The organism is Cupriavidus sp. YR651 (assembly GCF_900101625.1).
Taxonomy (GTDB): Bacteria; Pseudomonadota; Gammaproteobacteria; order Burkholderiales; family Burkholderiaceae; genus Cupriavidus.
In genome coordinates, this window is sequence record NZ_FMYZ01000003.1 from 153,559 (window position 1) to 176,719 (window position 23,161).

At 62.2% G+C, this 23,161-nt stretch carries 21 protein-coding genes and 1 pseudogene; 10 read left to right on the forward strand and 12 right to left on the reverse strand.

The window, feature by feature from the left end; genetic code table 11:
* Positions 1-48: 48 nt before the first annotated feature.
* A complete protein-coding gene (locus BLR29_RS10330) occupies positions 49-1,239 on the reverse strand; it encodes a mandelate racemase/muconate lactonizing enzyme family protein (RefSeq protein WP_092136881.1) in 1,191 nt (396 codons plus the stop codon).
* A 210-nt stretch (positions 1,240-1,449) separates the two neighbouring features.
* On the opposite strand from BLR29_RS10330, the pseudogene BLR29_RS10335 reads away from it, so the two are divergent.
* Positions 1,450-2,133 (forward strand): annotated as a pseudogene (locus tag BLR29_RS10335) (DUF4010 domain-containing protein); the annotation flags it as partial.
* A 73-nt stretch (positions 2,134-2,206) separates the two neighbouring features.
* Entirely contained in the window at positions 2,207-2,644 is a 438-nt protein-coding gene (locus BLR29_RS10340; RefSeq protein WP_255371210.1) for a DUF4010 domain-containing protein, read from the forward strand.
* 331 nt (positions 2,645-2,975) lie between these two features.
* Here BLR29_RS10340 and BLR29_RS10345 read toward each other — a convergent pair whose 3' ends face one another.
* The 7 genes from BLR29_RS10345 to BLR29_RS10375 all read right to left on the reverse strand — a co-directional run bounded on the left by BLR29_RS10345 (position 2,976) and on the right by BLR29_RS10375 (position 9,871).
* Entirely contained in the window at positions 2,976-3,245 is a 270-nt protein-coding gene (locus BLR29_RS10345; protein WP_092136884.1) for a universal stress protein, read from the reverse strand.
* A 137-nt stretch (positions 3,246-3,382) separates the two neighbouring features.
* Positions 3,383-4,885 carry a fumarate hydratase gene (locus BLR29_RS10350; RefSeq protein ID WP_092136885.1) on the reverse strand — a complete coding sequence of 501 codons (1,503 nt, stop codon included), beginning with the start codon at positions 4,883-4,885 and terminating at the stop codon, positions 3,383-3,385.
* Between the two features lie 18 nt (positions 4,886-4,903).
* The gene (gene gtdA / locus BLR29_RS10355; protein WP_092136886.1) at positions 4,904-5,947 is read right to left on the reverse strand and encodes a gentisate 1,2-dioxygenase; all 1,044 of its coding nucleotides are present in this window, start codon (positions 5,945-5,947) and stop codon (positions 4,904-4,906) included.
* Between the two features lie 21 nt (positions 5,948-5,968).
* A complete protein-coding gene (gene maiA / locus BLR29_RS10360) occupies positions 5,969-6,607 on the reverse strand; it encodes a maleylacetoacetate isomerase (RefSeq protein WP_092136887.1) in 639 nt (212 codons plus the stop codon).
* 15 nt (positions 6,608-6,622) lie between these two features.
* Entirely contained in the window at positions 6,623-7,318 is a 696-nt protein-coding gene (locus BLR29_RS10365) for a fumarylacetoacetate hydrolase family protein (protein ID WP_092136888.1), read from the reverse strand.
* Positions 7,319-7,359: 41 nt separating this feature from the next.
* The gene (locus tag BLR29_RS10370; RefSeq protein WP_092136889.1) at positions 7,360-8,559 is read right to left on the reverse strand and encodes a 3-hydroxybenzoate 6-monooxygenase; all 1,200 of its coding nucleotides are present in this window, start codon (positions 8,557-8,559) and stop codon (positions 7,360-7,362) included.
* A gap of 28 nt (positions 8,560-8,587) precedes the next feature.
* Entirely contained in the window at positions 8,588-9,871 is a 1,284-nt protein-coding gene (locus BLR29_RS10375) for an MFS transporter (RefSeq protein ID WP_176860920.1), read from the reverse strand.
* A gap of 210 nt (positions 9,872-10,081) precedes the next feature.
* On the opposite strand from BLR29_RS10375, the gene BLR29_RS10380 reads away from it, so the two are divergent.
* The gene (locus tag BLR29_RS10380; protein ID WP_255371175.1) at positions 10,082-11,014 is read left to right on the forward strand and encodes a LysR family transcriptional regulator; all 933 of its coding nucleotides are present in this window, start codon (positions 10,082-10,084) and stop codon (positions 11,012-11,014) included.
* 188 nt (positions 11,015-11,202) lie between these two features.
* Here BLR29_RS10380 and BLR29_RS10385 read toward each other — a convergent pair whose 3' ends face one another.
* Genes BLR29_RS10385 through BLR29_RS10395 form a run of 3 tightly spaced genes read right to left on the reverse strand, consistent with a single transcriptional unit; the run spans position 11,203 to position 13,885 of the window.
* Positions 11,203-12,294, reverse strand: a complete 1,092-nt coding sequence (locus tag BLR29_RS10385) for a porin (RefSeq protein ID WP_092136891.1) — start codon at positions 12,292-12,294, stop codon at positions 11,203-11,205.
* A 28-nt stretch (positions 12,295-12,322) separates the two neighbouring features.
* Positions 12,323-13,666, reverse strand: a complete 1,344-nt coding sequence (locus tag BLR29_RS10390) for an MFS transporter (RefSeq protein ID WP_092136892.1) — start codon at positions 13,664-13,666, stop codon at positions 12,323-12,325.
* Positions 13,667-13,885, reverse strand: a complete 219-nt coding sequence (locus BLR29_RS10395) for a hypothetical protein (RefSeq protein ID WP_092136893.1) — start codon at positions 13,883-13,885, stop codon at positions 13,667-13,669.
* 72 nt (positions 13,886-13,957) lie between these two features.
* Here BLR29_RS10395 and BLR29_RS10400 point away from each other — a divergent pair, with 72 nt between their 5' ends.
* From BLR29_RS10400 to BLR29_RS10420, 5 genes are all read left to right on the forward strand, one after another.
* Positions 13,958-14,701 (forward strand): glutathione S-transferase family protein, encoded by a 744-nt coding sequence (locus tag BLR29_RS10400; protein ID WP_092136894.1) that lies wholly within the window; start codon positions 13,958-13,960, stop codon positions 14,699-14,701.
* 93 nt (positions 14,702-14,794) lie between these two features.
* Positions 14,795-16,093 carry an FAD-dependent monooxygenase gene (locus BLR29_RS10405; RefSeq protein WP_092136895.1) on the forward strand — a complete coding sequence of 433 codons (1,299 nt, stop codon included), beginning with the start codon at positions 14,795-14,797 and terminating at the stop codon, positions 16,091-16,093.
* A gap of 123 nt (positions 16,094-16,216) precedes the next feature.
* Complete coding sequence (locus BLR29_RS10410) at positions 16,217-17,116, forward strand: LysR family transcriptional regulator (RefSeq protein ID WP_092136896.1); 900 nt, start codon at positions 16,217-16,219, stop codon at positions 17,114-17,116.
* Between the two features lie 169 nt (positions 17,117-17,285).
* Complete coding sequence (gene gorA, locus BLR29_RS10415) at positions 17,286-18,674, forward strand: glutathione-disulfide reductase (RefSeq protein WP_092137295.1); 1,389 nt, start codon at positions 17,286-17,288, stop codon at positions 18,672-18,674.
* 277 nt (positions 18,675-18,951) lie between these two features.
* Positions 18,952-19,335 (forward strand): EF-hand domain-containing protein, encoded by a 384-nt coding sequence (locus BLR29_RS10420; RefSeq protein WP_092136897.1) that lies wholly within the window; start codon positions 18,952-18,954, stop codon positions 19,333-19,335.
* A 54-nt stretch (positions 19,336-19,389) separates the two neighbouring features.
* Here the strand turns inward: BLR29_RS10420 and BLR29_RS10425 are convergent, their stop codons facing one another.
* Positions 19,390-20,565, reverse strand: coding sequence for a hypothetical protein (locus tag BLR29_RS10425; RefSeq protein WP_092136898.1), 1,176 nt, complete (start codon positions 20,563-20,565; stop codon positions 19,390-19,392).
* Positions 20,566-20,951: 386 nt separating this feature from the next.
* On the opposite strand from BLR29_RS10425, the gene BLR29_RS10430 reads away from it, so the two are divergent.
* Together BLR29_RS10430 and BLR29_RS10435 are read left to right on the forward strand one after the other, a co-directional pair.
* Entirely contained in the window at positions 20,952-21,932 is a 981-nt protein-coding gene (locus tag BLR29_RS10430) for a quinone oxidoreductase family protein (protein WP_092136899.1), read from the forward strand.
* Positions 21,933-22,009: 77 nt separating this feature from the next.
* Positions 22,010-23,077 carry a beta-keto acid cleavage family enzyme gene (locus BLR29_RS10435; protein WP_092136900.1) on the forward strand — a complete coding sequence of 356 codons (1,068 nt, stop codon included), beginning with the start codon at positions 22,010-22,012 and terminating at the stop codon, positions 23,075-23,077.
* Positions 23,078-23,161 lie beyond the last annotated feature (84 nt).

A 23,161-nucleotide genomic window follows, 5' to 3' on the forward strand; every position in this document is an offset into this window, starting at 1 on the left:
GAAGTGATCGGAATAAATGATTAGAGGACTACGCTTCAGCCCCGGCGATTACAGGCCCAGATGGCTGCGACGGACTTGCGGCGGATGGGCGCGCAGCGCTTCCTCGATGGGATCGCAACCCCAGCCCGGCGCGTCCGGCACCAGAATCCCGCCGCGCTCGATTTGAGGCGTGCTGGTAAAGAGCTCGTCGTCCCAGGACAGCCGATCCACATCCACTTCCATCACGCGCAGATTCGGCACCGCCGCCGCAAAATGCACGTTCATCATCGTGGAGAGGTGGCTGTAGAAATTATGCGGTGCGATATTGACGTCGAACGCATCGGCGACATTGGCAATCTTCATCGCCTGCCAGACACCGTTCCACACCGCATCGACAATGGCCACGTCCATCGACTGCGCCTGGAAATAGGGCAGGAACTGGCGCACGCCAAACAGCGTCTCGCACGCCGCGATTGGCGCGTGGCTGCGTTGGCGGATATACGCCATGGCGTCCGGATTGTAGATGTCGAGCTCGACCCAGAACAGATCGAAGTCCTTGATCGCATTTATCAGCGCAAGATAACCCTCGGTGCGCGCGTTGAAATTCAAATCAACCAGAATATCGACGTCCGGGCCAGCCCCATCGCGCAGCGCTTCCAGGTGCGCACGCAAATTCCGGATCAATGCCTTGTCGACGTTGAGCGATGGCGCATAAGGCGAACCGAAACCAGCCATCCACTGGCGCGGCTTGCCATGCTCATCGACAAACAGATTGGTCTTCAGCGCCGAAATGCCGGATTTGCGCGCATCTTCACCCGCCTTCTTGACCCCGTCCAGGTCGACGATGGCCGGTTGGTAGAGCTTGGGATGGCTGATCCGCCAGGTCGCGCAGTGAGACCAGTAAATCGGCACGCTGTCCCGATGCTTGCCGCCCAGCAACTGATAAACCGGCAACCCCAGCGACTTGGCCTTCGCATCGAGCAGCGCATTCTCTATAGCACCGATTGCCTCGGCACTGAGCCCATAGGGAGCAGGACGCAACGATGCCGCCAGCCGCCCATAGGCCTCTTCGTGGTCGTACACCGACTTGCCGATCAAACGAGCGGCCAACTGTTCGATCACAGCGGTCAGCCCTGGCGGGCCAAAGGACTCGTCGTACTCGCTCCAGCCAACCGTGCCGTCAGAGGTCACAACCTTCAAGAAGTAATAATTTCGCCACCCCGCATCGCAGGCAATGGTCTCAAAGTGCTCAATACGCATGTTTCCTCGCTTGTTAGTTGCCAACAATTGATTGTTAACAATTAACTGTGAATTTAGGTCGTCGCGTGAGGCTGGGCAACTAACGTAAACCCGGGGAAGAGGGTTCGCCGGCAAAGGGTTCTGTCATGGGGCGTGAAATGGCATCCGCCAGCCTCTGGCTCAGCCTACGGACAGCCCCTGCCGCGCTGGGGGCAACGCGCTGGCTGGTGGGTGGCGTTCCTCGAGGATCAGGCCCGCCCCGGCGAAGATACGCCGGCCGGCCTGCGGACGTTCGCCATCGCGGCTCTGAGCGGCGCAGTCGCGGCGTTGTTGCCGGTCCCACTACTGTTGCCCGCACTGACCCTGGCCACCGCGGCGCTAACGGTAGCGGCCTATCGTCGCGGGTCGATGGCCGACCCCGGCCTGACCAGCGAATTCGCGCTGATCCTGACCGTGCTACTTGGGGCGCTGACGGTGAGCGCGGCAGAGCTGGCAGCAGGCATAGCCGCTGTCGTCGTGGGGTTACTGCACGCCAAAGCGCATATGCATCGGTTGGTACGCGAGACCCTGAGCCAGGACGACGCCAATGATGCTTTGCTGCTGGGCATCGCCGCGCTGGTCATCTGGCCGCTTTTGCCGGACCGCTATCTCGGTCCTTTCAAAGCCTGGAATCCACACCGACTCTGGCTCGTGGTGCTGCTGGTGATGGCAACCGGAGCCGTCGGGCGCGCGTGTTCGCGCTGGCTGGGTGAGCGCGTGAGCTTGCCACTGGTCGCCTTTTTTGGCGGCTTTGCGTCGAGCTTGGCCACCATTGGTGCCATGGCCGCAATGGCAGGGAATACACCGCAGCGAGCAAGGGCATCGCTGGCCGCCGCACTCTTCTCCAGCGTGGCCACGTTCGTGCAAATGATGCTCGTGCTGGCGGCGACCAGTCTTGTCACATGGCGAGCGCTGATCTTGCCTCTGACGGCCGGGCCTGCTGGTCACGCTGGCATTTGCGAGTTTCTGGCTCTGGCGTTGCTCGAGGGAGCCCGCCCCGGAGACACCGGCATCCCACGCGTCAAAGCTGTTCGACTGGCGCGCAGCGGGCATATTCGCGATGCTCGTCGCTGCGCTGCAGCTCGTCGGCGCGGCGGTCGAGGTATGGCTCGGCGAGGCCGGGCTGATCGCCATTAGCGCGGGCGCCGGACTCGCCGATGCACATGCGGTGGCGACATCGGTCGGCGCACTCGTGGCCACCGGAAAGCTCGACGCCGGCGCGGCGGCCATGCCCGTGCTGGCGGGCTTGTCCACCAATACGGTGGCCAAGATCGCGGCGGCCCGCGCAGGCGGCTCTCAGTGGTTCGCTGGCCAGGTTGGCATGGGCTTGTTGGCGGCGATGGCTGCGGCGTGGCTTACGGCGCTTGGTGTGCCTGGCATTCCCTGATGCGCCCGCGGTCAGGACTGACCGGTCAACTCGCGCTGGAATGCCGGGCCACATTGGTGGGGCTACTTCGCAAGCCGAGGCGCACCTCGCGGACTTGGTTGTGATCGGACCGGAGAACCACCGCAGCAACAGCGGGGAGCATTGGCTAGGTCATTGCGACAGAAGAAACAAGACGCGTCAGTACCGATATCTCTTGGGCGATTTCGGGCAGACTTCGTCGTTGCCGTACATCACAAATCCCCCTGCCTATCCGAAGCGGCCCATTGGTTTCGGATATATGTGGACCGCAGTCTCCAGTCCGCGGCCATCGTCGAAGCCCGCAGTGCCTGGCTCACGTCTCCTGCGGAGCCCTGACAAGCATGACTGGTACCTTGCATTGACGCACAAGCGACTCAGCCACGCTGCCCATTAGCAGTCTGGTCACGCCACGACGTCCGTGGGTGCCAATCACAACAAGTTGAGCGTGACTGCCTTCCGCCGCTTGCGAGATCTGGTTGGCAATGTCGCCAAGCGCCGCGATGTCGTCGACGATGACGACATCGCAGCTCACGTTCCTCGATTTGGCAGACGCCTGTGCCGCCGCGAGCAGTTCTCCGTGCACCCGTCACCTAACCGCGAACCGGCTACGCGTTCGATGTCCTCGCGGTACTTGAGGAGTGCCGACAACAGCTCTTCGCAGCGTGTTTGTCGTCCAACTCCGCAGGAACTGGACGATTCAGGGTATCTCCTGTGACGAAGTCAGGCGGATGCTATGCGCCAGACGCGCGGACCGCTGGCATGAATACTGTCGCCGCCGGAGTCGACGGCAACGACAACGGGCAGGTTCTCCACGTCGAACTCGTAGATCGCCTCCATGCCAAGATCGGCAAAGGCAAGCACGCGTGACGATCGCACGGCCTTGGAGATCAGGTAGGCGGCGCCACCGGTCGCGGCCAGATACACGCAGCCGTTTCCCACGATCGCGTCGATCGCAGTGGGGCCTCGCTCTGCCTTACCGACCATGCCGAGCAGGCCGGTGGCCGGGAGCATGCGCGCGGCAAACTTGTCCATGCGCGTCGACGTCGTGGGTCCGCACGGGCCGACCACTTCGTCGCGCACTGGATCGACCGGACCGACGTAGTAAATCATGCGATTGCGGAAATCCACGGGCAGGGGCTCTCCACGCGCCAGCATATCGTCGATGCGCTTGTGGGCGGCGTCACGTCCAGTCAGCATACGCCCCGAAAGCAGTAGCGTCTCGCCGGCGCGCCAGGTCGAGATGTCCTTCCGCGTCAGCGTATCGAGGTTGACCTTGCGGCTTTCTATCCCATCGGGCATCGGCAGGTCCGGCCAGAGGTCCGGCGACGCAGTGCTCAGCATGGCGGGGCCGTCGCCGTCGAGAGTGAAGCTCGCATGTCGAGTCGCCGCGCAGTTCGGCACCACCGCGACCGGCATGCTCGCCGCGTGCGTGGGATAGGTCGCGATCTTCACGTCAAGTACGGTGGTCAGGCCACCGAGGCCTTGCGCGCCGATACCGAGCGCATTGATGCGGTCATGGATCGCGATGCGCAATGCTTCCAGGTCGTTGCGGGGGCCGCGCGCCTTGAGTTCGAGCATATCCAGCGGCTCGGTCAGGCTCTGCTTGGCCAGCAGCATTGCTTTCTCCGCAGTGCCGCCTATGCCGATACCAAGCATGCCAGGCGGACACCAGCCGGCGCCCATCGCGGGCACCATGTCCACGATCCAGTCCGCCACCGAATCACTCGGCATCAGCACGGCGAACTTGCTCTTGTTCTCGCTGCCACCACCCTTGGCCATGACGTCGACGGTAACGACACTGCCGGGCACCAGTTCGACGTGCACTATCGCAGGCGTGTTGTCCCCGGTATTGCGCCGCGAAAATAGCGGATCCTCGACGATGCTTGCCCGCAATCTGTTATCGGGGTCCAGGTAGGCGCGGCGCACACCGGCATTGGCCGCATCGACCACGCTTGCCGGAAAGCCGGCGAGCCGTACGTCCATGCCGACGCGCACGAAGATGTTGACGATGCCGGTGTCCTGACAGATCGGTCTTCGGCCTTCGGCACACATCCGGGAGTTGATCAGGATCTGAGCGATTGCCTGCTTCGCGGGCGGGCTGGCTTCGCGCGAGTACGCGTGAGACAGGTGCCGGATGTAGTCGGGCGGGTGATGGTGGCTGATGAACTGCAGCGCCGCGGCGATGCTGTCGACGAAATCCACGTACGTGATAGTGGTGGTCATATATCCGCGGGTTCCGGCTCAGAAACGCTGCTCGCGGAACAGGCCGAGTTTCTCCTGTGCGACGCGATCCGAATACGAGAACAGCACCAGGTCATCGCCCGCGTGCAGTGTGTAGCGTGCCCATCCGGGGACGACGACAATATCGTGTGGCTGGATTTCGAGTCGCTGATCGCCGACCATGACGTGTCCGCTGCCTTCCACGCAAATAAAGACCGTGCTGTCAGTGGAGCGGTACGGCGACGTCGAAAAGCCCGCCGGCAGCAGGCGGATCATCGTGGCGATGGTCGGCATTGCCCAGCCCCCATCCACGGGGTTGGTGTAGCGCATCAGGTAGCCGGCATGCCGATCAGGGTCGCCAGCGCGCAGGAGCGCGTACAGCGCATCGCGCGTGCGCGCGTACGGATAGTTGAAGACGGGAGAGTTCAGTGTGGGAGCTTTGTACCCGACGGGCATCAGGCCAGTGCCATAGCGTGCAAGGGCGTCGCCAGCCGGGCGCGTGACTGGCGCTTCATCGGCTGCGAACTCCTCGCGAAAGCCACCGTTGAAGAAGGAGACAATTGGAATGTCGAGGCCATCGACCCATATCATCGGCGCGTCGCCTTCATGGCCGTGATGATGCCAGGTCCACGCGGGCGTGATGACAAAGTCGCCGGGTTCCATGTAGGTCTTTTCACCGTCCACTGCGGTGTAGGCGCCAGAACCCTCGATGATGAACCGCAACGCCGATTGGGTGTGGCGATGCGCCGGTGCCACTTCCCCCGGCTGAATCAACTGCAGGCCCGCATACATGGTATTGGTGACGCGCGATGTGCCAGGCAGGCCCGGGTTTTCCATCAGCAGTACTCGGCGCTCTGCTTCCTCGGCGGAGATCAACGTGGCCGACTCCATCAGGTAGGGTCGCGCCGTAGCGTAGGCCCAGCGGTGCGCAAGACCAGTCGGAGTCGGCTCGGTCGGAATCAGCCTGCGCAGCCGGGTCCAGAGCGCTGCCATCGCGTGCGGCTCCAGTTCGCGGTAGAACGACTCGCGCCGGTTCAGAAGATCGGGGGAAGGGTTGGTCGTCATGGTCAGGCTTTCGGTTCGTGATCAGTGGGCGGCTACATAGTCGGGCTGAGCGCTCGGCGCGGACACGCGGAAGGCCTCATGGCGCATGCAGTGCTCATAGGTGCGGCGCACGCGCGGGAACGGCTCGAGGCTGAACGAAGCACGCAGCGCATTGGCGACCTGCGGTACCAGGCAGCAGTCCGCAAGCGTTGGGTTGTCTCCGACACACCAGCTGCCGTCCTCGGGAAGCCATCGCTCCAACGCGCTGAATCCCGCCGTCAGCCAGTGCGCAACCCATTCGGATTTGCGCGCATCGTCCACGCCAAGTGGGCCGGCGAGGTACTTCTGGATGCGCATGTTGTTCAGCGGGTGGATGTCGCATGCAATAGTCAGCGCGATCTCGAGCACGCGCGTACGCAGTGGCCCCTCGGCGGGCACCATGCGCGGCTCGGGCCATTCTCGATCAAGGTGGTCGATGATCGCGAGCGACTGCGTAATCATGTGCGGGCCGTCATGCAGTGTCGGTACGAGGCGGTTTGGATTGAGCCCACAGTACTGAGGGCCGTGCTGCTCGCCCGCACGCAGGTTCACCCCAATATGGTTCCAGGGGATTCCCTTCAGCGCCATGGCGATACGTACACGATAGGCCGCCGAGCTATTGAAGAAGTTGTACAGATCCATCGTTGGGGCTCGCACTCAGGCTACGCGGACTTCAATTTCAGTCAGACCCGCGACACCGCCACGCATGAGCTCGCCGCTTCGTACCGGGCCCACGCCTTCAGGGGTGCCCGTGAACACGAGATCGCCCGGTTGCAGTTCGAAGTACGTCGACAGGTTTGCAATGATCTCTGGCACGGACCAGATCAGCTTGTCCAGGTCGCTGCGCTGGCGATCCTCGCCATTGACCTGTAGCCAGATCTCGCCGTCGGTGGGATGTCCGACATCGTTGGCCGGATGCAGCAACGACACCGGGGCGGATTGGTCGAAGCTCTTGCCGAGTTCCCAGGGACGGCCACGGTCGCGCGCGGAGATCTGCAGGTCACGCCGGGTCATGTCGATACCAACCGCGTATCCCAGGATGTGCGCATTGGCGCGTTCGATTGGGATATTGCGGCCTCCCATGCCGATGGCAGCGACAAGTTCAATCTCGAAGTGGAACTGTTCGGTGCCCGGCGGATAGGCGATCCGCGCGCCACCGCCGATTGGCGCGACAACGATCGCATCGGTCGGCTTGCAGAAGAAGAACGGGGCTTCCCGGCTCGGGTCCATGCCCATCTCACGTACATGGGCCGCGTAGTTGCGACCGACGCAGTAGATGCGACGGACGGGAAACTCGCCGCCACCGGCTACGGGAATCGTGGTTGCGGAGGCGGGCGGGATGACGAAGGTCATGGGGAACTCCTGGTGCTTGGGAAGATTGTCGGAATAGGGGGTTACGCGGCGAGGCAGGTCTCTGCCTTCCAGCCGTAGAGCCATTCGAGCGCGTCATAGAAGCGTTCGGGCGTGCGGTTCTTCCACAACGCATTGCGCACGAGCCGCTCCATGCCGGAGGCGTGGCACAGTCGGCCAAACTCGCGCGTCGACAGGACGACGCGCGCAGTGCGCGTAGCACGGGCATCCTGGTAGACCGAGAACGCGCGTGGGAGGTCGCCATCGCATGCGCGTACGGCGGCGCCTAACGTGACGGCATCTTCCATCGCCATGCATGCGCCCTGCGCAAGGTATTGCAGCAATGGATGGGCGGCATCGCCGAGCAGCGTGATTCGGCCGTACGTCCACTGCGCGATGGGCTCGCGGTCGGCCGTCGCCCAACGCCGCCATGTCGTGGGTAGTGAGAGCAGACGTTGGGGGCGGGTATCGATGTTCTCGAAGTATGAGAGCACCTCGGCCTGGCTGCCGTCGCTGACGCCCCAGGTTTCCTGCTGGCGGCTGTGGAACGTGACCACGAGGTTGTACTGTTCGCCCGCGCGGACCGGGTAGTGCACGACGTGGCAATTCGATCCGACCCAAAGCACTGGCGCGTTCCATTGCATGTCCCGCGGGAAGTGCTCGGCATCGATCACGGCACGATAGACCACGTGCCCCGACACGCGCGGCGGATCCCCCACTAGTTGCTGGCGAATCGCGGACTTCACGCCGTCGGCGCCAATTAGCGCACAGCCATGAAAACGGTTCCCCTGCTCGTCCATCGCGATGACACCGTCGGCCGTCTGCGTGACTTCGGCAATGCGCGTCGCCGTGACGAACTCGATGCGATCGGTTTCGCGCACGCCCTCAAGCAGGGAGTTGTGGACGTCGGCGCGATGCGTGACCGCATAAGGATTGCCAAAGCGCCTGCGGAATGCGTCACCAACGGGAATATCGGCTACGGTCTTGCCGTCGATCGCATCGATCATCATCATGTGATCGGTGTAGACCGCATGCGCGCGGGCGCGCTCACCAACGCCGAGCGCATCGAGCGCGGCGAATGCGTTGGGGCCAAACTGCACGCCGGCACCAATCTCGCCGATGACGCTTGCTTGCTCGAGCACTTTCACATGGCATCCTTCCCGCGCCAAGGCGAGCGCCGCCGCAAGGCCTCCGATGCCGCCGCCAACGACAAGGACCGGCGCTGATTGAGTGGTAATACGCATGAGATTCCTTATTGAACGAAACGAGGGGCTATTGGCCGTCCAACGCCGCAGGTAGCGCAGTGTCCTGCGAACGCGTCTCGCGATGGGTGGATGGCTCCACATGCACCAGACGCAGGAAGAGGATCGCCGCAGCAGCAATCGCGGCCGGAACGGCACTGCACAGGAAAATGGTCTTGATGCTGAAACCGCTGGCAAGCAGGGCGCCTACGATCAGCGGTCCCGTGACCTGGCCCATGCGGCCGAGCGCCATGGCCCAACCCACGCCCGTAGCGCGCATCCCGCTCGGGTAGCTCTGCACAGCGAGGCTCAGCAACCCCGAGCTGCCAGCGCCAAAGAGGAATCCGGACAGGGTGGCCGCGATGGCCAGTGAGCTCAGCGATTGGGTGATATAGCCGAGCGGTGACACGCTGAGCGCGCCGAGCACGAACAGTAGCGGCAGCGTGCGGTATGGACCGAAACGGTCGACGAGACGGCCGCCTGTAGCCGTGCCGGCGACGCTCCCGAGATTGATCAACGCGACCACGAGCGCGGCATCCTGTTCGCCAACGCCTTCGCCGCGCAGCAGCGCGGGCGTCCACAGCACCAGGACGATCAACAGCACGAAGCACATGAAAAAGCCGGCCCAGAGCAGCAACGTGGGTGCTAGTCGGTCCCGTGACAACAACTGCCGGAATGGCAGGCCGCGTACGCGCTCTTCGGTATCGACATAGATGACGTCGCCAGCGGCAGGACGACCGGTCATTCGCGCAACGATTGCGCGCACTGCATGCTGACTGTCTCCGCGCCGGAGCAGGAAGGGCAAGGACTCGGGCAGTGCGGCAATGACCAGCAGCGCCAGCGCGAAGGGCAGCACGCCGCCCAGATAGAACAATGCGGGCCAGCCGTAGTGAGGCACGATGTACGAACTGGCGAGCGCGCCTAAGGCGCCGCCGAGCGGAAATCCTGCATAGAGCACACCGGTCATCATGCCGCGCATGGGCCGTGGGGTGTACTCGGCCGATAGCGCAAGCAAGTTTGGAATAGCGCCACCGAGACCCAGACCGGCGAGAAATCGCACGAGCAGCAGGTCCGGCAGCGTGGGCGCATGCGGTGTCAACAGCGAGAACAGCGCAAAGATCACAATAGCGCCCGCAAGCAGCCAACGCCGGCCAATGCGATCGGCCAACGGACCGAGGAGGAACGCGCCGAGCATGGCGCCGAGCAGCCCCGCGGAGAAAACCTGGCCGAACAGCGCGATGGGAATGTCGAGCGAGGAGGACATCGCCTTGGCCGCAAAGCCGATCGCCTGCGTATCAAAGCCGTCCATCAGCACGATCAGGAAGCAAACGAAAAAGATGCGAAGCCGGTAGCCGCCAAGTGGCCGTGCATCGATGACCGACGCAATGCTGGCAGGGGGTGAGTGCATGGGTCTCCTTGGATGCGCGGTCTGGTTATGTGCACAGCATCGGATTGGGTTGTTGCCGCGCTTCGGGCCAATCCGGATGCCCGAAGTCTGGTTCCTTACCTATCATTCGGCAATCAAATGACGGTAATGACGCTCATGAACGAAATGGATAACTTCGATATGAACCTGCTCCGCGTGTTCGATGCGCTATGGCGGCACGGACATCTCGGCAGGGCGGCCGAGGAGGTCGGCGTTAGCCAGCCAGCGATGTCACATGCACTGCAACGCATGCGCGAGCAGCTTGGGGACCCGCTATTCCTGAAGGTGCGCACGGGGATGCAGCCGTCTCCACGCGCTGTCGTGCTGGCGCCTGTCGTACAGGGCGTGCTGTCGCAGGTGCGTGAGCATCTGCTGACAGCGCCGCGATTCGATCCGTCGCAGGCGCGCCGAACGTTCACGCTGGCCCTGTCGGACGTAGGTGAGGCGGCGTTCTTGCCGCGGCTGCTTGCGCGGCTCATGAAAGATGCGCCGCATGTGGATGTGCATACCGTTTCGCCGCGGCACACGGATATCATGGATCAGCTCGAACGCGGCAGGATTGACCTGGCTATCGGCTTCTATCCAGATCTTGGCGGAACGGACGTGTTTCAGCAGCGGCTATTCCGGCATGGCTTCGTCTGCCTGGCGCGCAAGAATCATCCGGTTGCCAAGGGGCGCATAACCGGAGAACAGTTCCGCACGCTGTCTCACGCGGTCATCCAGAGCGAAAGCCGCAGTCAGGAGCTCGTCGAGGAATATTTGCGCCAGCACGGCGTCGTCCGCCGGGAGCTTTTGCGATCCCCCCATTTTCTGAGCATTCCGCTCGTGGTCGCGTCGACCGATCTCGTCGTGACCGTGCCCTTGCCGGTCGGCGAACTGTTCGCGCGTATTGCGGATGTGCAGGTACTCAAGCCGCCGTTCCCCATTCCGTCGTTCGACCTCAGGCAACATTGGCATCGTTGTCAGCATGACGATCCGGGTAATCGCTGGCTGCGCGCCATCACGCAGGAATTGTTCGGAGAGTCGCGTTGACATTCGTCGAGTCGATCATCTTCGGTCGTCTCATGCCGTCCCTGACTAAGACGGCCGCGTCGAGACGCTGGCACGGCGATCGTAACGGCGGGAATGCGAGGAACAACGTAGGTCATATGGAATTCCAGATTGGAGGTCTCGCGGTACCGATACCCTATGCGAGACCTCGGAGCAGCCCCCGGCCGCGATCAAAAGACATGCTTGACGCCGACCATCGCCCCCAGTTGCGACGCGCCCGGCACAGGATTGGACCCGGCCGACCCGCTGCTGACGGAAAGCGCCAGTTGGCCATGGTTGTTGATGTAGCCTGCCGTGCCGTAGATGGAAGTGCGCTTGGAGAAGCTGTAGACGCCGCGCAACGCATACAGCATCGCGCTGTTGCCATTGCCGTGATAGTGCAGGTAATAGATCTGGCCGGCCACATTGAAGGTCGGCGTCAGATCATGGGACGCGCCCGCGTACCAAAGATCGCTCAACCCCGTGGGACTTCCTTCATTGTCGCGGCGCAACCAGCCCACACCTACCTTCGTGCGCTCCAATAGCGCATACGCGCTGAGCGACAAGCGCTCGTCGGACTTCCCACTTGCGTTTAACCCGGCAAACGCGCCTGGCCCGCCGCGGATCGCATCATAGGCCGCTGCCAGGCCGAATTGCCCGGTCTCGTACTGCACCATTGCCGACCACTCGCGGCAGGCAGAGTGATCTGCCGGGTTCTCGCCCGCACAGTTTGTACCGGCCGGACTCGGTCCCGCATTCACTGCGTCGCGGCCAAGGCTATAGGTCGCCCCAAGTGTTAGCCCTCCGAACTTGCCCTTGTAGGCAATGGTATTGTCAGCACGCGCGTTGGGAATGTAGCTATCCAGCGAGCCGGAACCAAACGAATTCGGTCCGAGAATGTCCGGGTCGAGCATTGCCCAGAACAGCATCGTGTATTGACGCCCCAGCGATACCTGCCCCCAGTTGCCAGACAGTCCGACCCAGGCCTGGCGTCCGAACAGGCGACCGCCCTGGTTACCGACGCCCGAGTCTGGCGAGAAGCCAGATTCCAGCGCGAAGTTTGCCTTTGTTCCGCCGCCAATATCTTCGCTCCCACGCAGACCCCAACGGGATGGCACGGTGCCAGATAGCGAGTTCATGCGGACGACGCTGTTGTTGGCGGAGCCAACGTGATTGACGTATTCGACACTGCTGTCTACCACGCCATAGAGCGTGACAGATTGGGCGCAGGCGAGCGCCGGCATGGCGGCGGCACATGCCAGCGCCAGTTCATTGAATTTCATGTATCTCCTCCTCGAGATTCTGTTTTTCTTATGACACCATCGGACCGCGTTGATCCCGCGGTACGGGAAGCCGTATGGGTGAAGTCACCACCGCAATAGCGGCACCTGCCATGGGCAGAAGAAAGAGGAAATACAGGTTGGGAACGGTCCACCCGGTGTCGAGCAACACCCCAACCGCGATTGGAGAAAGCATCCCGCCTACACGGCCGATACCGGCCGCGAATCCGATTCCCGTCGTTCGGATCTGAGACGGATAGACCGTCAAAGACAAGGCATAAAGACCCGCGACGGACGCGGTAAGCGTTGCGCCAAGCAACACGGCGATCGCCATGCCGATCTTGAGAGACGCGATGCTGGCGCCGAAGCCAACCATGAGCACGGCAGCACCCAGCAGCGTCACAACGAGCAGTGGACGCAGACCGAGCCTGGTCGCTAGCAGGCCAAACAGCGCAGAGCCGGCAATACCTCCAAGATTCAGCAGCACACCCCCCGTAATGCCTTGCGCGGCCGACAGGCCTGCCTCCACCAGAAGCTTGGGTGTCCAGCTAGCAACGAAGTAATAGCTGCCGATGACGAAGAAGAATGCCGACCACAGTGCCAGCGTCCGCGGTAGGAGCGGTCTCTTCAGTAGCGCGGGCCAACCCTCCAGGGCGTTGGCGGCAATGGTATTGGTGGTCGCCGCGGGCAACGCGGAAATCGGCGCGCGCTTCATCCTGGCAAGCGTTTGATTGACCCTGGCGAGCGCATCGGCAGGACGCGTGGTCAGCAGGAAGTCGATCGACTCTGGCAGCGCTGCATACGCCATCGGAATGGCCAGAAGCGTGGCAATGCCGCCAAAGGCAAAGACGCTACGCCACCCCAGTACCGATAGCAGATAAGCCGAAATCACCCCACCAATGGCAGCCCCGACTGCATATCCGGTGTGCTGCATGACAATCGAAGTACTACGCCATTTCTTCGACGCATACTCGCCGGCGATCACTGTGATGCTTGCGACCATCCCGCCAATACCAAGGCCGGTATAGAGGCGCGCAATTGCTAGCTGCGTCGCGTCTTGCGTGACGGCGCTTAGCAGCATGCCGCTGCCGATAATGCAGAGACAGAGCAATATCAGCTTGCGGCGGCCAAATCGATCTCCAAGCGGAGCGATCAGAATTGATCCGGCACCCATGCCGATCAGCCCCGCGCTGAGCAACAAGCCAAGCTCCTTGCCATTCAGTTGCCACTCTTGCGCCAGACGTGCGGCCGTGAATGCCATGGCCAACACATCGAACCCGTCAAGCATGTTCAGCACGATGCAGGCAATCACGGCAATCGTCTGAAGAGTGCTCATCGGCGACTCATCGATCGTACTTCGAATATCTGTACTCACTTAGCCATCCTCCGGAAGGTTCACGAACCCGATTGAAATCCGACGTTCTGTGCCCTGCGTCGCGTCGTGGACCGCACGATCAACGAAGTGCGGCCATGCGGCAATAGCATGGAGGAAAAGACCGTTATTCAAAAGTCGAATGATCTCCTGCGAGTCAGGCGTGACGCCGGAATCGAGCTTGAGGACGCGCCGCGGGATCGGCGCACGCGTGGTTTTCACGGGCTCTCGAATTGACCAGGCGATAAACGTCGACGTACGCTGCGGCCACCTCAACCGAACACGGAGACTCGCATGCTGACGCTGTATCACGATTGGCGCTCATTCTGCTCGATCAAGGTTCGTCTGTGCCTTGCCGAGAAGGGGCTACCCTGGGAAAGCAAGTTTGTGGACCTGATGAAGCTTGAGCACACCAGGCCGGAGTATCTCGCCCTCAACCCAAACGGCGTGGTGCCTACGCTTGTTCATGATGGCGTCCCCATCCATGAGAGCACACTCATCAACGAATATCTGGAAGAGATCTTTCCGGAAGTTCGCCTGATGCCCGTCAATCCGGTTGAACGTGCTCGCGCACGCTTCTGGGTGAAGTATGAAGACGACGTGCTCCACCCGGCTATCCGCCCGGCCACCTTCGCGATGATGATGAGTCCTGATCTGGCACGGCGTTCGGACGCGGAGCTCGCTGCCATGGTCGAAGCCCACCCCAACAAGGCACGCGCGGAAGAACTCGTCAAGGCGGCGCGCGCTCCGATCGACGAAACCAAGGTCGAAGCCGCGCGCCAGACTATGGGTCGCGCCCTGGAACGCATGGAGGCTCGGCTCAGCGAGGCCAGATGGCTCGGTGGCCGCGAATACTCATTGGCTGACATTGCGGCAGCGCCGTTCATCGACCGGCTCGAGGAGTTGAACCTCTCAGGGCTCTGGTCTACCAAGCCAGCGTTGAAGGACTGGATTGCACGAACGAAGGAGCGACCGGCCTACCGCGAGGCCATCCCGGACAACTCCCAGCGGTTCGCGGCCGCCTACCATCCCTTGTAAGCCTGAGTCATACACCCCGCGGGACGGCTCGGGGATGGCGTCCCGCAGGGTGGTCCCGGACAGGTAGATTGTTTTGAGGTGGAGGAGGTTCTAATGAACAAATCGAGCAGGAATGATTTGCCGATCATCGTCTCAGGCGGTGGCATCGGCGGACTTGCATGCGCATTGGCGCTGGCGCAGAAGCAGTTTCGGGTACTCGTATGCGAACAGGCGCCCCGCTTCGGCCAGGTAGGGGCGGGGCTCCAGGTCGCACCAAATGCTCTCTCGGTGCTCGACGCGCTGGGTGTCGGCGGCGAGATCAAACGACAGGCGCTACTGATCGAGCAGATGCTGATGATGGACGGCATCAGCGGCGAGCCTGTCGGCGCCATTCCGTGTGGCGGTGAGTTCCAGCAGCGTTTTGGCAATCCCTATGCCGTTGCACATCGCGCGGATGTGCACAATGCCTTGCTGGAGGCTTGCGGCGGACACCCCCTTGTCGAGCTGAAGACGGACACCCGGATCGTCGGATACGAGCAGCAGCGCGAGAATGTCGTAACGGCTACCACGGATTCCGGTGCAACGCTTCGCGGCACCGCTCTTGTCGGCGCCGACGGCGTCCACTCCCGGATCCGCCAGCAACTCATCGGTGATGGCGGTCCGGTTCCGATCGGTGCAGTGATCTATCGTGCGCTGATACCGGCATCCCGCATGCCGCGTGAACTGCAGCAGCCCTACCCCACGTTGTGGACAGGGCCCGATGCCCATTTGATCTATTACCCGGTGAGCGACTGGACCCAGTTCAATATCGGCGCGACGGTCAGATGCGGCGCGCGGGAAATGACTGAGGGTGAGGCGTCGGCCGAGGAAGCTGCCGCCGCTTTCGCGGATTGGGCCGAAGTGCCTAGGCGGGTGTTGTCGCTGGCTCCGATGTTCCAGCGCTACGTGCTCCGTCAACGAACACCCGCCGCAAACTGGACCGCCGGGCGGGTCACTCTGCTGGGGGACGCGGCACACCCTATGGTGCAGTACATTGCGCAGGGCGCTGCCATGGCGCTCGAAGACGCGCTCTCGCTCGCCACGGAGTTGGACGCTGCCGACGGTGACTTCGAGGAGGCATTTCCGAGGTATCAGGATGTGCGTATCGTTCGGTCGGCACGCGTCCAGATTTCGTCGCTGATGCTGGACAGGATCTACCATGCCGGGGGGGTCGAGCGCCTGGTGCGCAATTCCGTCTTCGCCGGCCGCACGCCATCCGAGTACTACGATCGACTCGCATGGCTGTTCACCGCGCCGGCGTATGTGCGCCAATGGAACGCGTCGCCCGGTTGCGTCGGTACCGCGGATGGCGTGCACATCGCCGCCAACGCCGAGATACAACACGTCGCCACTCAGCCGCCGAGCGTATGCTAAGCTCCGCGCGCATTCCCGATGGCATCGCTACACGTGGCTTTCACGGTGGCGAGCCTGTCGGAAACTACATTTCCGCGCGCTCCGGCGCGCTTCGACTCAGCGCCAGATCGCTGCACTCTGCGGATGGATCAGTTCGACCTCAATCTGATGCGCATCTTCGACGCCTTATGGCGTCACCGCCATCTGGGAAAGGCTGCGGAGGAACTCCGACTCAGCCAGCCCGCGTTGTCACACGCGCTCAAGCGCTTGCGCGAGCAGGTAGGAGACGCACTCTTCGTCAAGGCACACGCCGGCATGCAGCCGTCGGCCAGGGCCGTCGACATTGCACCCGTCATACAAGGCATGCTCGCCGAAGTACGGGAGCGTATTCTCGTCACCCCCCAGTTCGACCCGCCCTCGAGCAAGCGGACCTTCACCGTAGCCATGTCGGATATTGGTGAGCTAACGTTCCTGCCTCGGCTGCTACGCCATCTTGCTGGCGTGGCCCCCCGTGTCAGCGTCGTGACCGTATCGTTGAGCCCGCGCGAACTCGGTGAGAGTCTACAGCGCGGAGAGGTAGACCTTGCCATGGGACACTTGCCCGATCTCGCCGGCACAGACATGTACCAGCAGCGGCTGTTCACTCACGGGTTCGTCTGCCTGACCGGAAGGCATAACCCTCTCGCTGCCAGGCGACTGACTCGCGAACGGTATTGTCGAGCCGCCCACGCTGTCGTGCAATCCGAGAGCCGCACACATGATCTTGTAGAGCGATATCTGCGGGAGAACGGCATCCAGAGGAATGCGCAGCTACGCTGCCCCCATTTCCTCAGTATTCCCCAGGTCGTCGGCGCGACGGACCTGATTGCCACCGTAAGCCAATCGATCGGCGAGGCTTATGCCGACCACAGCGAATTGCGCCTGCTCGCCCCTCCCTTCGACTTCCCTCGCTACGACGTGAAACAGCATTGGCATCGCAGCCAGCATGGTGATCCAGGCAACCAGTGGCTGCGCGGCGTCAACATGGCGTTGTTCGGCAAATAGCCACGGTGCGGCGGCCGTCATTCAAAACACTAATCAGCGTCTTTTCCTGCACGGCATTGCCGGATGGTTCCGCGATCACCGATAGTCGGTATCCCGCGTACTCATTCGCTGCGATTGCCGGTTTGGCCGGCTCACGGAGTTTCCTATGCTGACCCGAGTCAAGCAAGACTTGCAGGCCTTCGACTTTGACATGCTGGTGATTGGTGGTGGCAGTGGCGGCGTGCGTGCCGCGCGTCTGGCCACGGGGCACGGAGCACGCGTTGCCCTGGTGGAGCAAAGCGCCATGGGGGGCACATGTGTCAATGTGGGTTGTATTCCAAAAAAGCTTTACAGCTATGCGGCGAGCTACGCGCATGCCTTCGAAGAGGCGGCTGGCTTTGGCTGGACAATGTCATCGGATCAGCATCTCGATTGGGCGACACTCAAGCATAGACGCGCGGCAGAGATTGCTCGCCTCAATGGGGTCTATGAACATATGCTTGCATCCGGTGGAGTCCATATCCTGCGCGGTCGGGCCCGGCTGGCTGACGCGCATACGGTCGTCATCGGGGACCGGCGGGTAACGGCTGCGCACGTGCTGGTGGCGACTGGCGCAAGCGCGAGCCTTCCCGATATCCCCGGGCGGGAACTGGTCCTGACGTCAGATGCCATGTTCGATCTTCCGCAAGTGCCAGGACGTTTGCTCATAGTTGGCGGAGGCTATATAGCCTGTGAATTTGCCTCGATCTTTCGGGCGCTTGGTGCCGAGGTAGTCTTGGTTCACCGTGGTACAGGACTGCTCAGCGGCTTCGACGAGGATGTCCGGAAATTCCTGCACGCAGAATTGGCATCTGAAGGTGTCGGGTTTCGGTTCAACGCTACCGTGCGGCAGGTACGGAGCGAAGCTGGACACCGCGTAGTCAGACTGTCTGACGGGCACGAGATCGTGGCAGATGCCGTCCTTTGCGCAACTGGCCGCAGGCCAAACATCAGTGGACTTGGACTCGAAGAGATCGGCGTCGATCTGACACCCGACGGTGCCATTGCGGTCAACGCCTGGTTTCAGACGAGCGTGCCGTCGGTCTATGCCGTGGGCGACGTGATCGACCGCGTACAGCTCACGCCAGTCGCGCTGCGGGAAGCGACCGTTCTCATGGACAAATTATTCGGTAGCGGCACGCTTCACATGGACTACGCCAGCATTCCGACAGCGGTGTTCACCCATCCGAATATCGCGACCGCGGGCCTGAGCGAGATACAGGCACGCACGCGCTTCAGTCGGGTGGCAATCTACCGTAGTACATTTCGTGCCTTGAAACATACCTTGAGTGGAAGAGCGACTCGTACGTTGATGAAACTGGTCGTCGACGCCGAGACCGATCGCGTGGTGGGAATACATATGGTTGGCGAGGACGCAGGTGAGGTGGTGCAGGGCTTCGCCGTGGCAATGCGGGCGGGCGCCACGAAGGCTCAGTTTGATAGTACCGTGGGCATCCACCCCACAGCAGCCGAAGAGTTCGTCACAATGAGATCGGCCATCACCGAGCCGCATTACGCCGATCCCGTCGTTGCCGAATGAGGCCTGACGAACGACCGGGATCCCTATGGCCGATCTCGCTGCGTAGCAGCTCGACCACTTCGTGCGCGGCTTCCACCAGGTCCCCCGAGATGTCTCGATGCATCAAACGATGGTCCAAAAATGTCAAATGGCCAGCCGCATTTTCACCAATACTAGTGCAGGTACCCAGGAGAATTCCGTTGTTACCGGAACTGCACTCTGGGACGATGCGATTGCGAACTACAAAGCGATCTCACTCTGCCGATGCGCCGTCACAAATCAATAGTCGAGGAGAAAAATGGTCCAACTGAAATTCGTTGTCACTGCCTTGGCCTTGTCGATTGGCCTCGCCAACAGTGCTGCTATCGCGCAGCCTTCACAGCAAATGACACCATCGACTTCGTCGGCTACCACGGATGTCAACGAAGTACCGCAGCCGCCAAAGGGAATGACGCCGGCCGAAAGAAAGAAGTGGTTCACCGAACGCTTCAAGGAGGCCGATGCCGATCATGACGGCAAACTGACCCGTGAAGAAGCGCGCGCTGGCATGCCTGAAGTCTATAAGCGGTTCGACCAGCTTGATACCAGGAAACGCGGTTACGTGACCGAGCGGCAAGTGGGCGCAGCCTGGTCAAAAATGATCCAGGACGATATGCAGAAGAAGAATCCGATCATTAACTAGGAAGCTGCATCGATTGGTTGAGTCCGCAGCCATGAGTGGCCGGTCGCGGCATCATCATTCGATCAGCCCACGGGCGGCGCGCCTGACGTCGGGCGAGGAAAACCGGAAGACAGCGCGATCCAGCAAGTAGTGGATGAAGCCAGTCGCGAAGCCCAGTGCCAGCAGCATCGGCACGTAGGGCGAGGAGCGCAGCCAGCGCGCCGCATCGCCGAAGATGCGATCGGCGTAAGCGTATTCGTCGGTCACGGCCTCCACCTCCAGCACCGGTAGCAGCAAGGTGGAGACGACGGCGAGGACGAGCAGCACTGCCCAGCCGCGTCGATTGATGGGCGCCAGCAGTTGCTGCCAGTGTCTGCCAGGCGCCTGATCCCCACCGGAAGCCGCCAGCGAGGCGAGTCCCATTGCCGCGCTCCAATGCTGCACGCTCCACAGCACGATGAACAGGAAGGGGTCGCGCGCGAGGAAGGCCAGGAGCACCATGGACGAGACGCTAAGCACGTAGGCCACGCGCGGCAGCGATGCACGCTGCGAGCGCAGTTCGACGTATAGCATCAGGCCGGTCAGGATCACGACGAAGGCAATGCCGCCATCGTGCAGCGTGCGCGCGAACACGTCCGACCAGCCCACCCCCAGCAGCGGGTCGATCCAGCGATCCTGGAAGGCAATCGATCCAGCCAGGGCGTCTGCCAGTACGACGAAGCCGCCGCCCACGACGAGCGCGAACCACCGGTCAAGCCGTCGCGTGACCGCGTCGGATGCTCGTCCCGCACGCGAGCGGTAGAGGCTAAGTAGCCCAAAATGCTGCGCGGCGAAATGGTGACTCACCAGCAGGTAGTCCAGGACGGCCAGCCAGACCACGCGCTCAGTCACCGGCATCGGCAGCACGCTCTCGGGCGCCAGAATCAGGGCGAAGCAGGCCACGGCGATGGTCAACGGGGCCACTACGAAGCGTAGCCGCTGCGTCGCGAGCAGCGGACGGTAGGCCGGGGTAGCGTAGGCCAACCAGGCCGACGAGACGCGGTGGCCGAACCATAGAGGTACCGCAAAGGCAAAGAACAGCCCGTCCACCGGGCTGGCGCGCACGTCGTCATGACCCCAGGCCAGCAGAAGGACCAGAGGGGCTAACCACAGGGCATTCAACACCCAAACGAGGTCCCAGGCCGGGTTCTTGATCCAGCACATGGTGGGTTTTCTGGCTTCGCGGTTGCCGCGCAACTGACCATTGGCCATGGTGGAACTCCTGGAAGTTGCTTGCCGGGTGGTGCTTTCAGCATACGTGCATAGGGATCGCGGGGGGAAGTCCTTTCCTGTCTTCGGGCGACGCTCGCGGGCCGACTCCGAAATGGCGGTTCTGCCCATGGGGCTTCTAAGTACGCGTTCCAGGCTAGTTACGCAGGTTCTACTGGAAACTTGATCGCGCCTAGAGCGCGCGCGCTGCCGACGCCAACGTGAGAGTGACTGGCGGATCCCTGTCAGAAAAGGGAAAGCGCAAGACGCCAACGGGAAAGCGGAAAGCCGAGCCAGGCCTGATGATCGCCACACAGGTTGTCCCTCCGGCGAACTCAACTGGCAGGCCGCAGGTGCACTTTCATATTCGATAGAAAACAGGAGACGACATGGCGAAAATCGTTAGGATCCACGAAACGGGCGGGCCCGAGGTCCTTCGTTTTGAGAACGCCGCTGTCGGCGAGCCGGGGCCGGGAGAGGTCCGCGTCCGTCACGTGGCCGCGGGACTGAATTTTGCGGACACCTACTTCCGCAGCGGTACTTATCAGATTCCGCTGCCCAGCGGCATCGGCAATGAAGCCGCCGGCGTGATCGAGGCCGTCGGGGCCGGCGTCACCCATCTGGCGGTCGGTGACAGAGTGACCTATACGGGCTTCACCAACACGCTGGGCGCGTACAGCACGGAGCGGTTGATCTCTGCCGCACCGCTGATCAAGCTGCCGGAGGCAATCAGTTGCGAAATCGCCGCGGCGATGACCATGCGGGGCTTGTCGGCCTCCTATCTGATGCGCCGGATTTACCCGTTCAAGGCGGGCGACACCATTCTGCTGCATGCCGCGGCGGGTGGTGTCGGTCTGATCATTTCGCAATGGGCCAAGCTGCTGGGGCTGACCGTGATCGGAACGGTTTCCACCGATGCCAAGGCCGAAGTGGCGCGCGCCCATGGCTGTGATCACACGATCAACTACAGCCATGAGGACGTGGCCAAACGCGTGCGGGAACTGACGGATGGCGTGGGCGTGTCGGTGGTTTTCGACAGCGTGGGCAAGGACACCTTCATGGCCTCGCTGGACTCCCTCAAGCGTCGCGGCCTGCTGGTATGCGTGGGGTTCGCCTCCGGCCCAGTCGCCGGGTTCGATCCGGCAATTCTGGCCCGCAAAGGTTCGGCTTACCTGACGCGCCCGGGCCTTGCCGACTATATCGCCGATCCAGCCGAAAAAGCGGAACTGGTCGATGAGCTGTTCGGCCATGTCGCGGCAGGCCGCATCCGTATCGAGATCAATCAGCGCTATGGCCTGGAAGATGCCGTCCAGGCACACCGGGACCTCGAGGCTCGAAAGACCACGGGCTCGTCCATCTTTGTGATCTGACAGTGCCCCGCCCGGGAAACTCTCTCATCTGATTCGACCTTCTCAATATTCACAATTCATCCTGGACATCCATCACCATGAACTTCCTTGACGGCCACCTGTATCCCGAGAACCAGCAACCGCTGATCATTACAGCCGCTCCGTATGCGCCGGGCTGGATTCCCGCGGACTTCCCCGAGGATATCCCTGTCACCATGGAAGAGCAGATCCAGAAGGCGGTGGATTGCTACGAAGCCGGTGCCAGGGTGCTGCATCTGCATGTCCGCGAAGCCGATGGCAAGGGCAGCAAGCGTTTGTCCATGTTCAACGAGCTGATCGCCGGGGTGCGCGCCGCCGTGCCCGACATGGTGATCCAGGTTGGGGGCTCCATCAGCTTCGCGCCCGAAGAGGGCCAGGCCGCCAAATGGCTGAGCGACGACACGCGGCATATGCTGGCCGACCTCGATCCGAAGCCCGATCAGGTGACGGTGACAGTCAACACGACGCAGATGAACGTGACGGAGCATGCCGGACTGGATGACTTCAAGGGCGTGTCACGCGGATTTTCGCATCTCTACGACACGTACAAGGACATGATCGTGCCCTCGAATCCAAGCTGGGCCGAGGAACACATCCGACGCCTGTCGGCCGCCGGCATCCAGAGCGAGTTTCAGGTCTACAACATCAACAGCTTTGAAACGATCGAGCGGATGATCCGCCGCGGCGTCTACAAGGGCCCACTGGTGATGAACTGGGTGGCTATCAGCGGCGGCATGGATCAGGCGAATATCTTCAACCTGGCAAACATGCTGCGTGCCGTGCCGGACGGCGCCGTGGTAACGGTGGAGAGCTCGGTGCTGAACGTGCTGCCCATCAACATGATCGGCCTTGCCTTGGGCCTGCACGTCCGGTGCGGCATCGAGGATGTCCTCTGGAACCAGACCCGGACGGGCAAGATGAGCTCTGTCGAGCAGATCAAGCAACTGGTGCGCATCTCCGGCGAGTTCGGTCGCCCCATCGCGACTGCGCAGCAGACGCGAGAGATCCTGAAGCTTGGCGTGTTCTACGACACCGTGGAAGAGACGCTTCAGGCCAATGGCTTCTCGCCCAATCGAAACGGTGGCCACCAGGGATTCCTTCGCAAGCAGGAAAATCTGCCGGCCTGAGGTCAGGCGACGAATCCCGGCGCTTGCAGCAGCCGTAGGCCGGGTCTCGTCATCGAGTCACGCAGGCAGAGCGATCGCTGACAG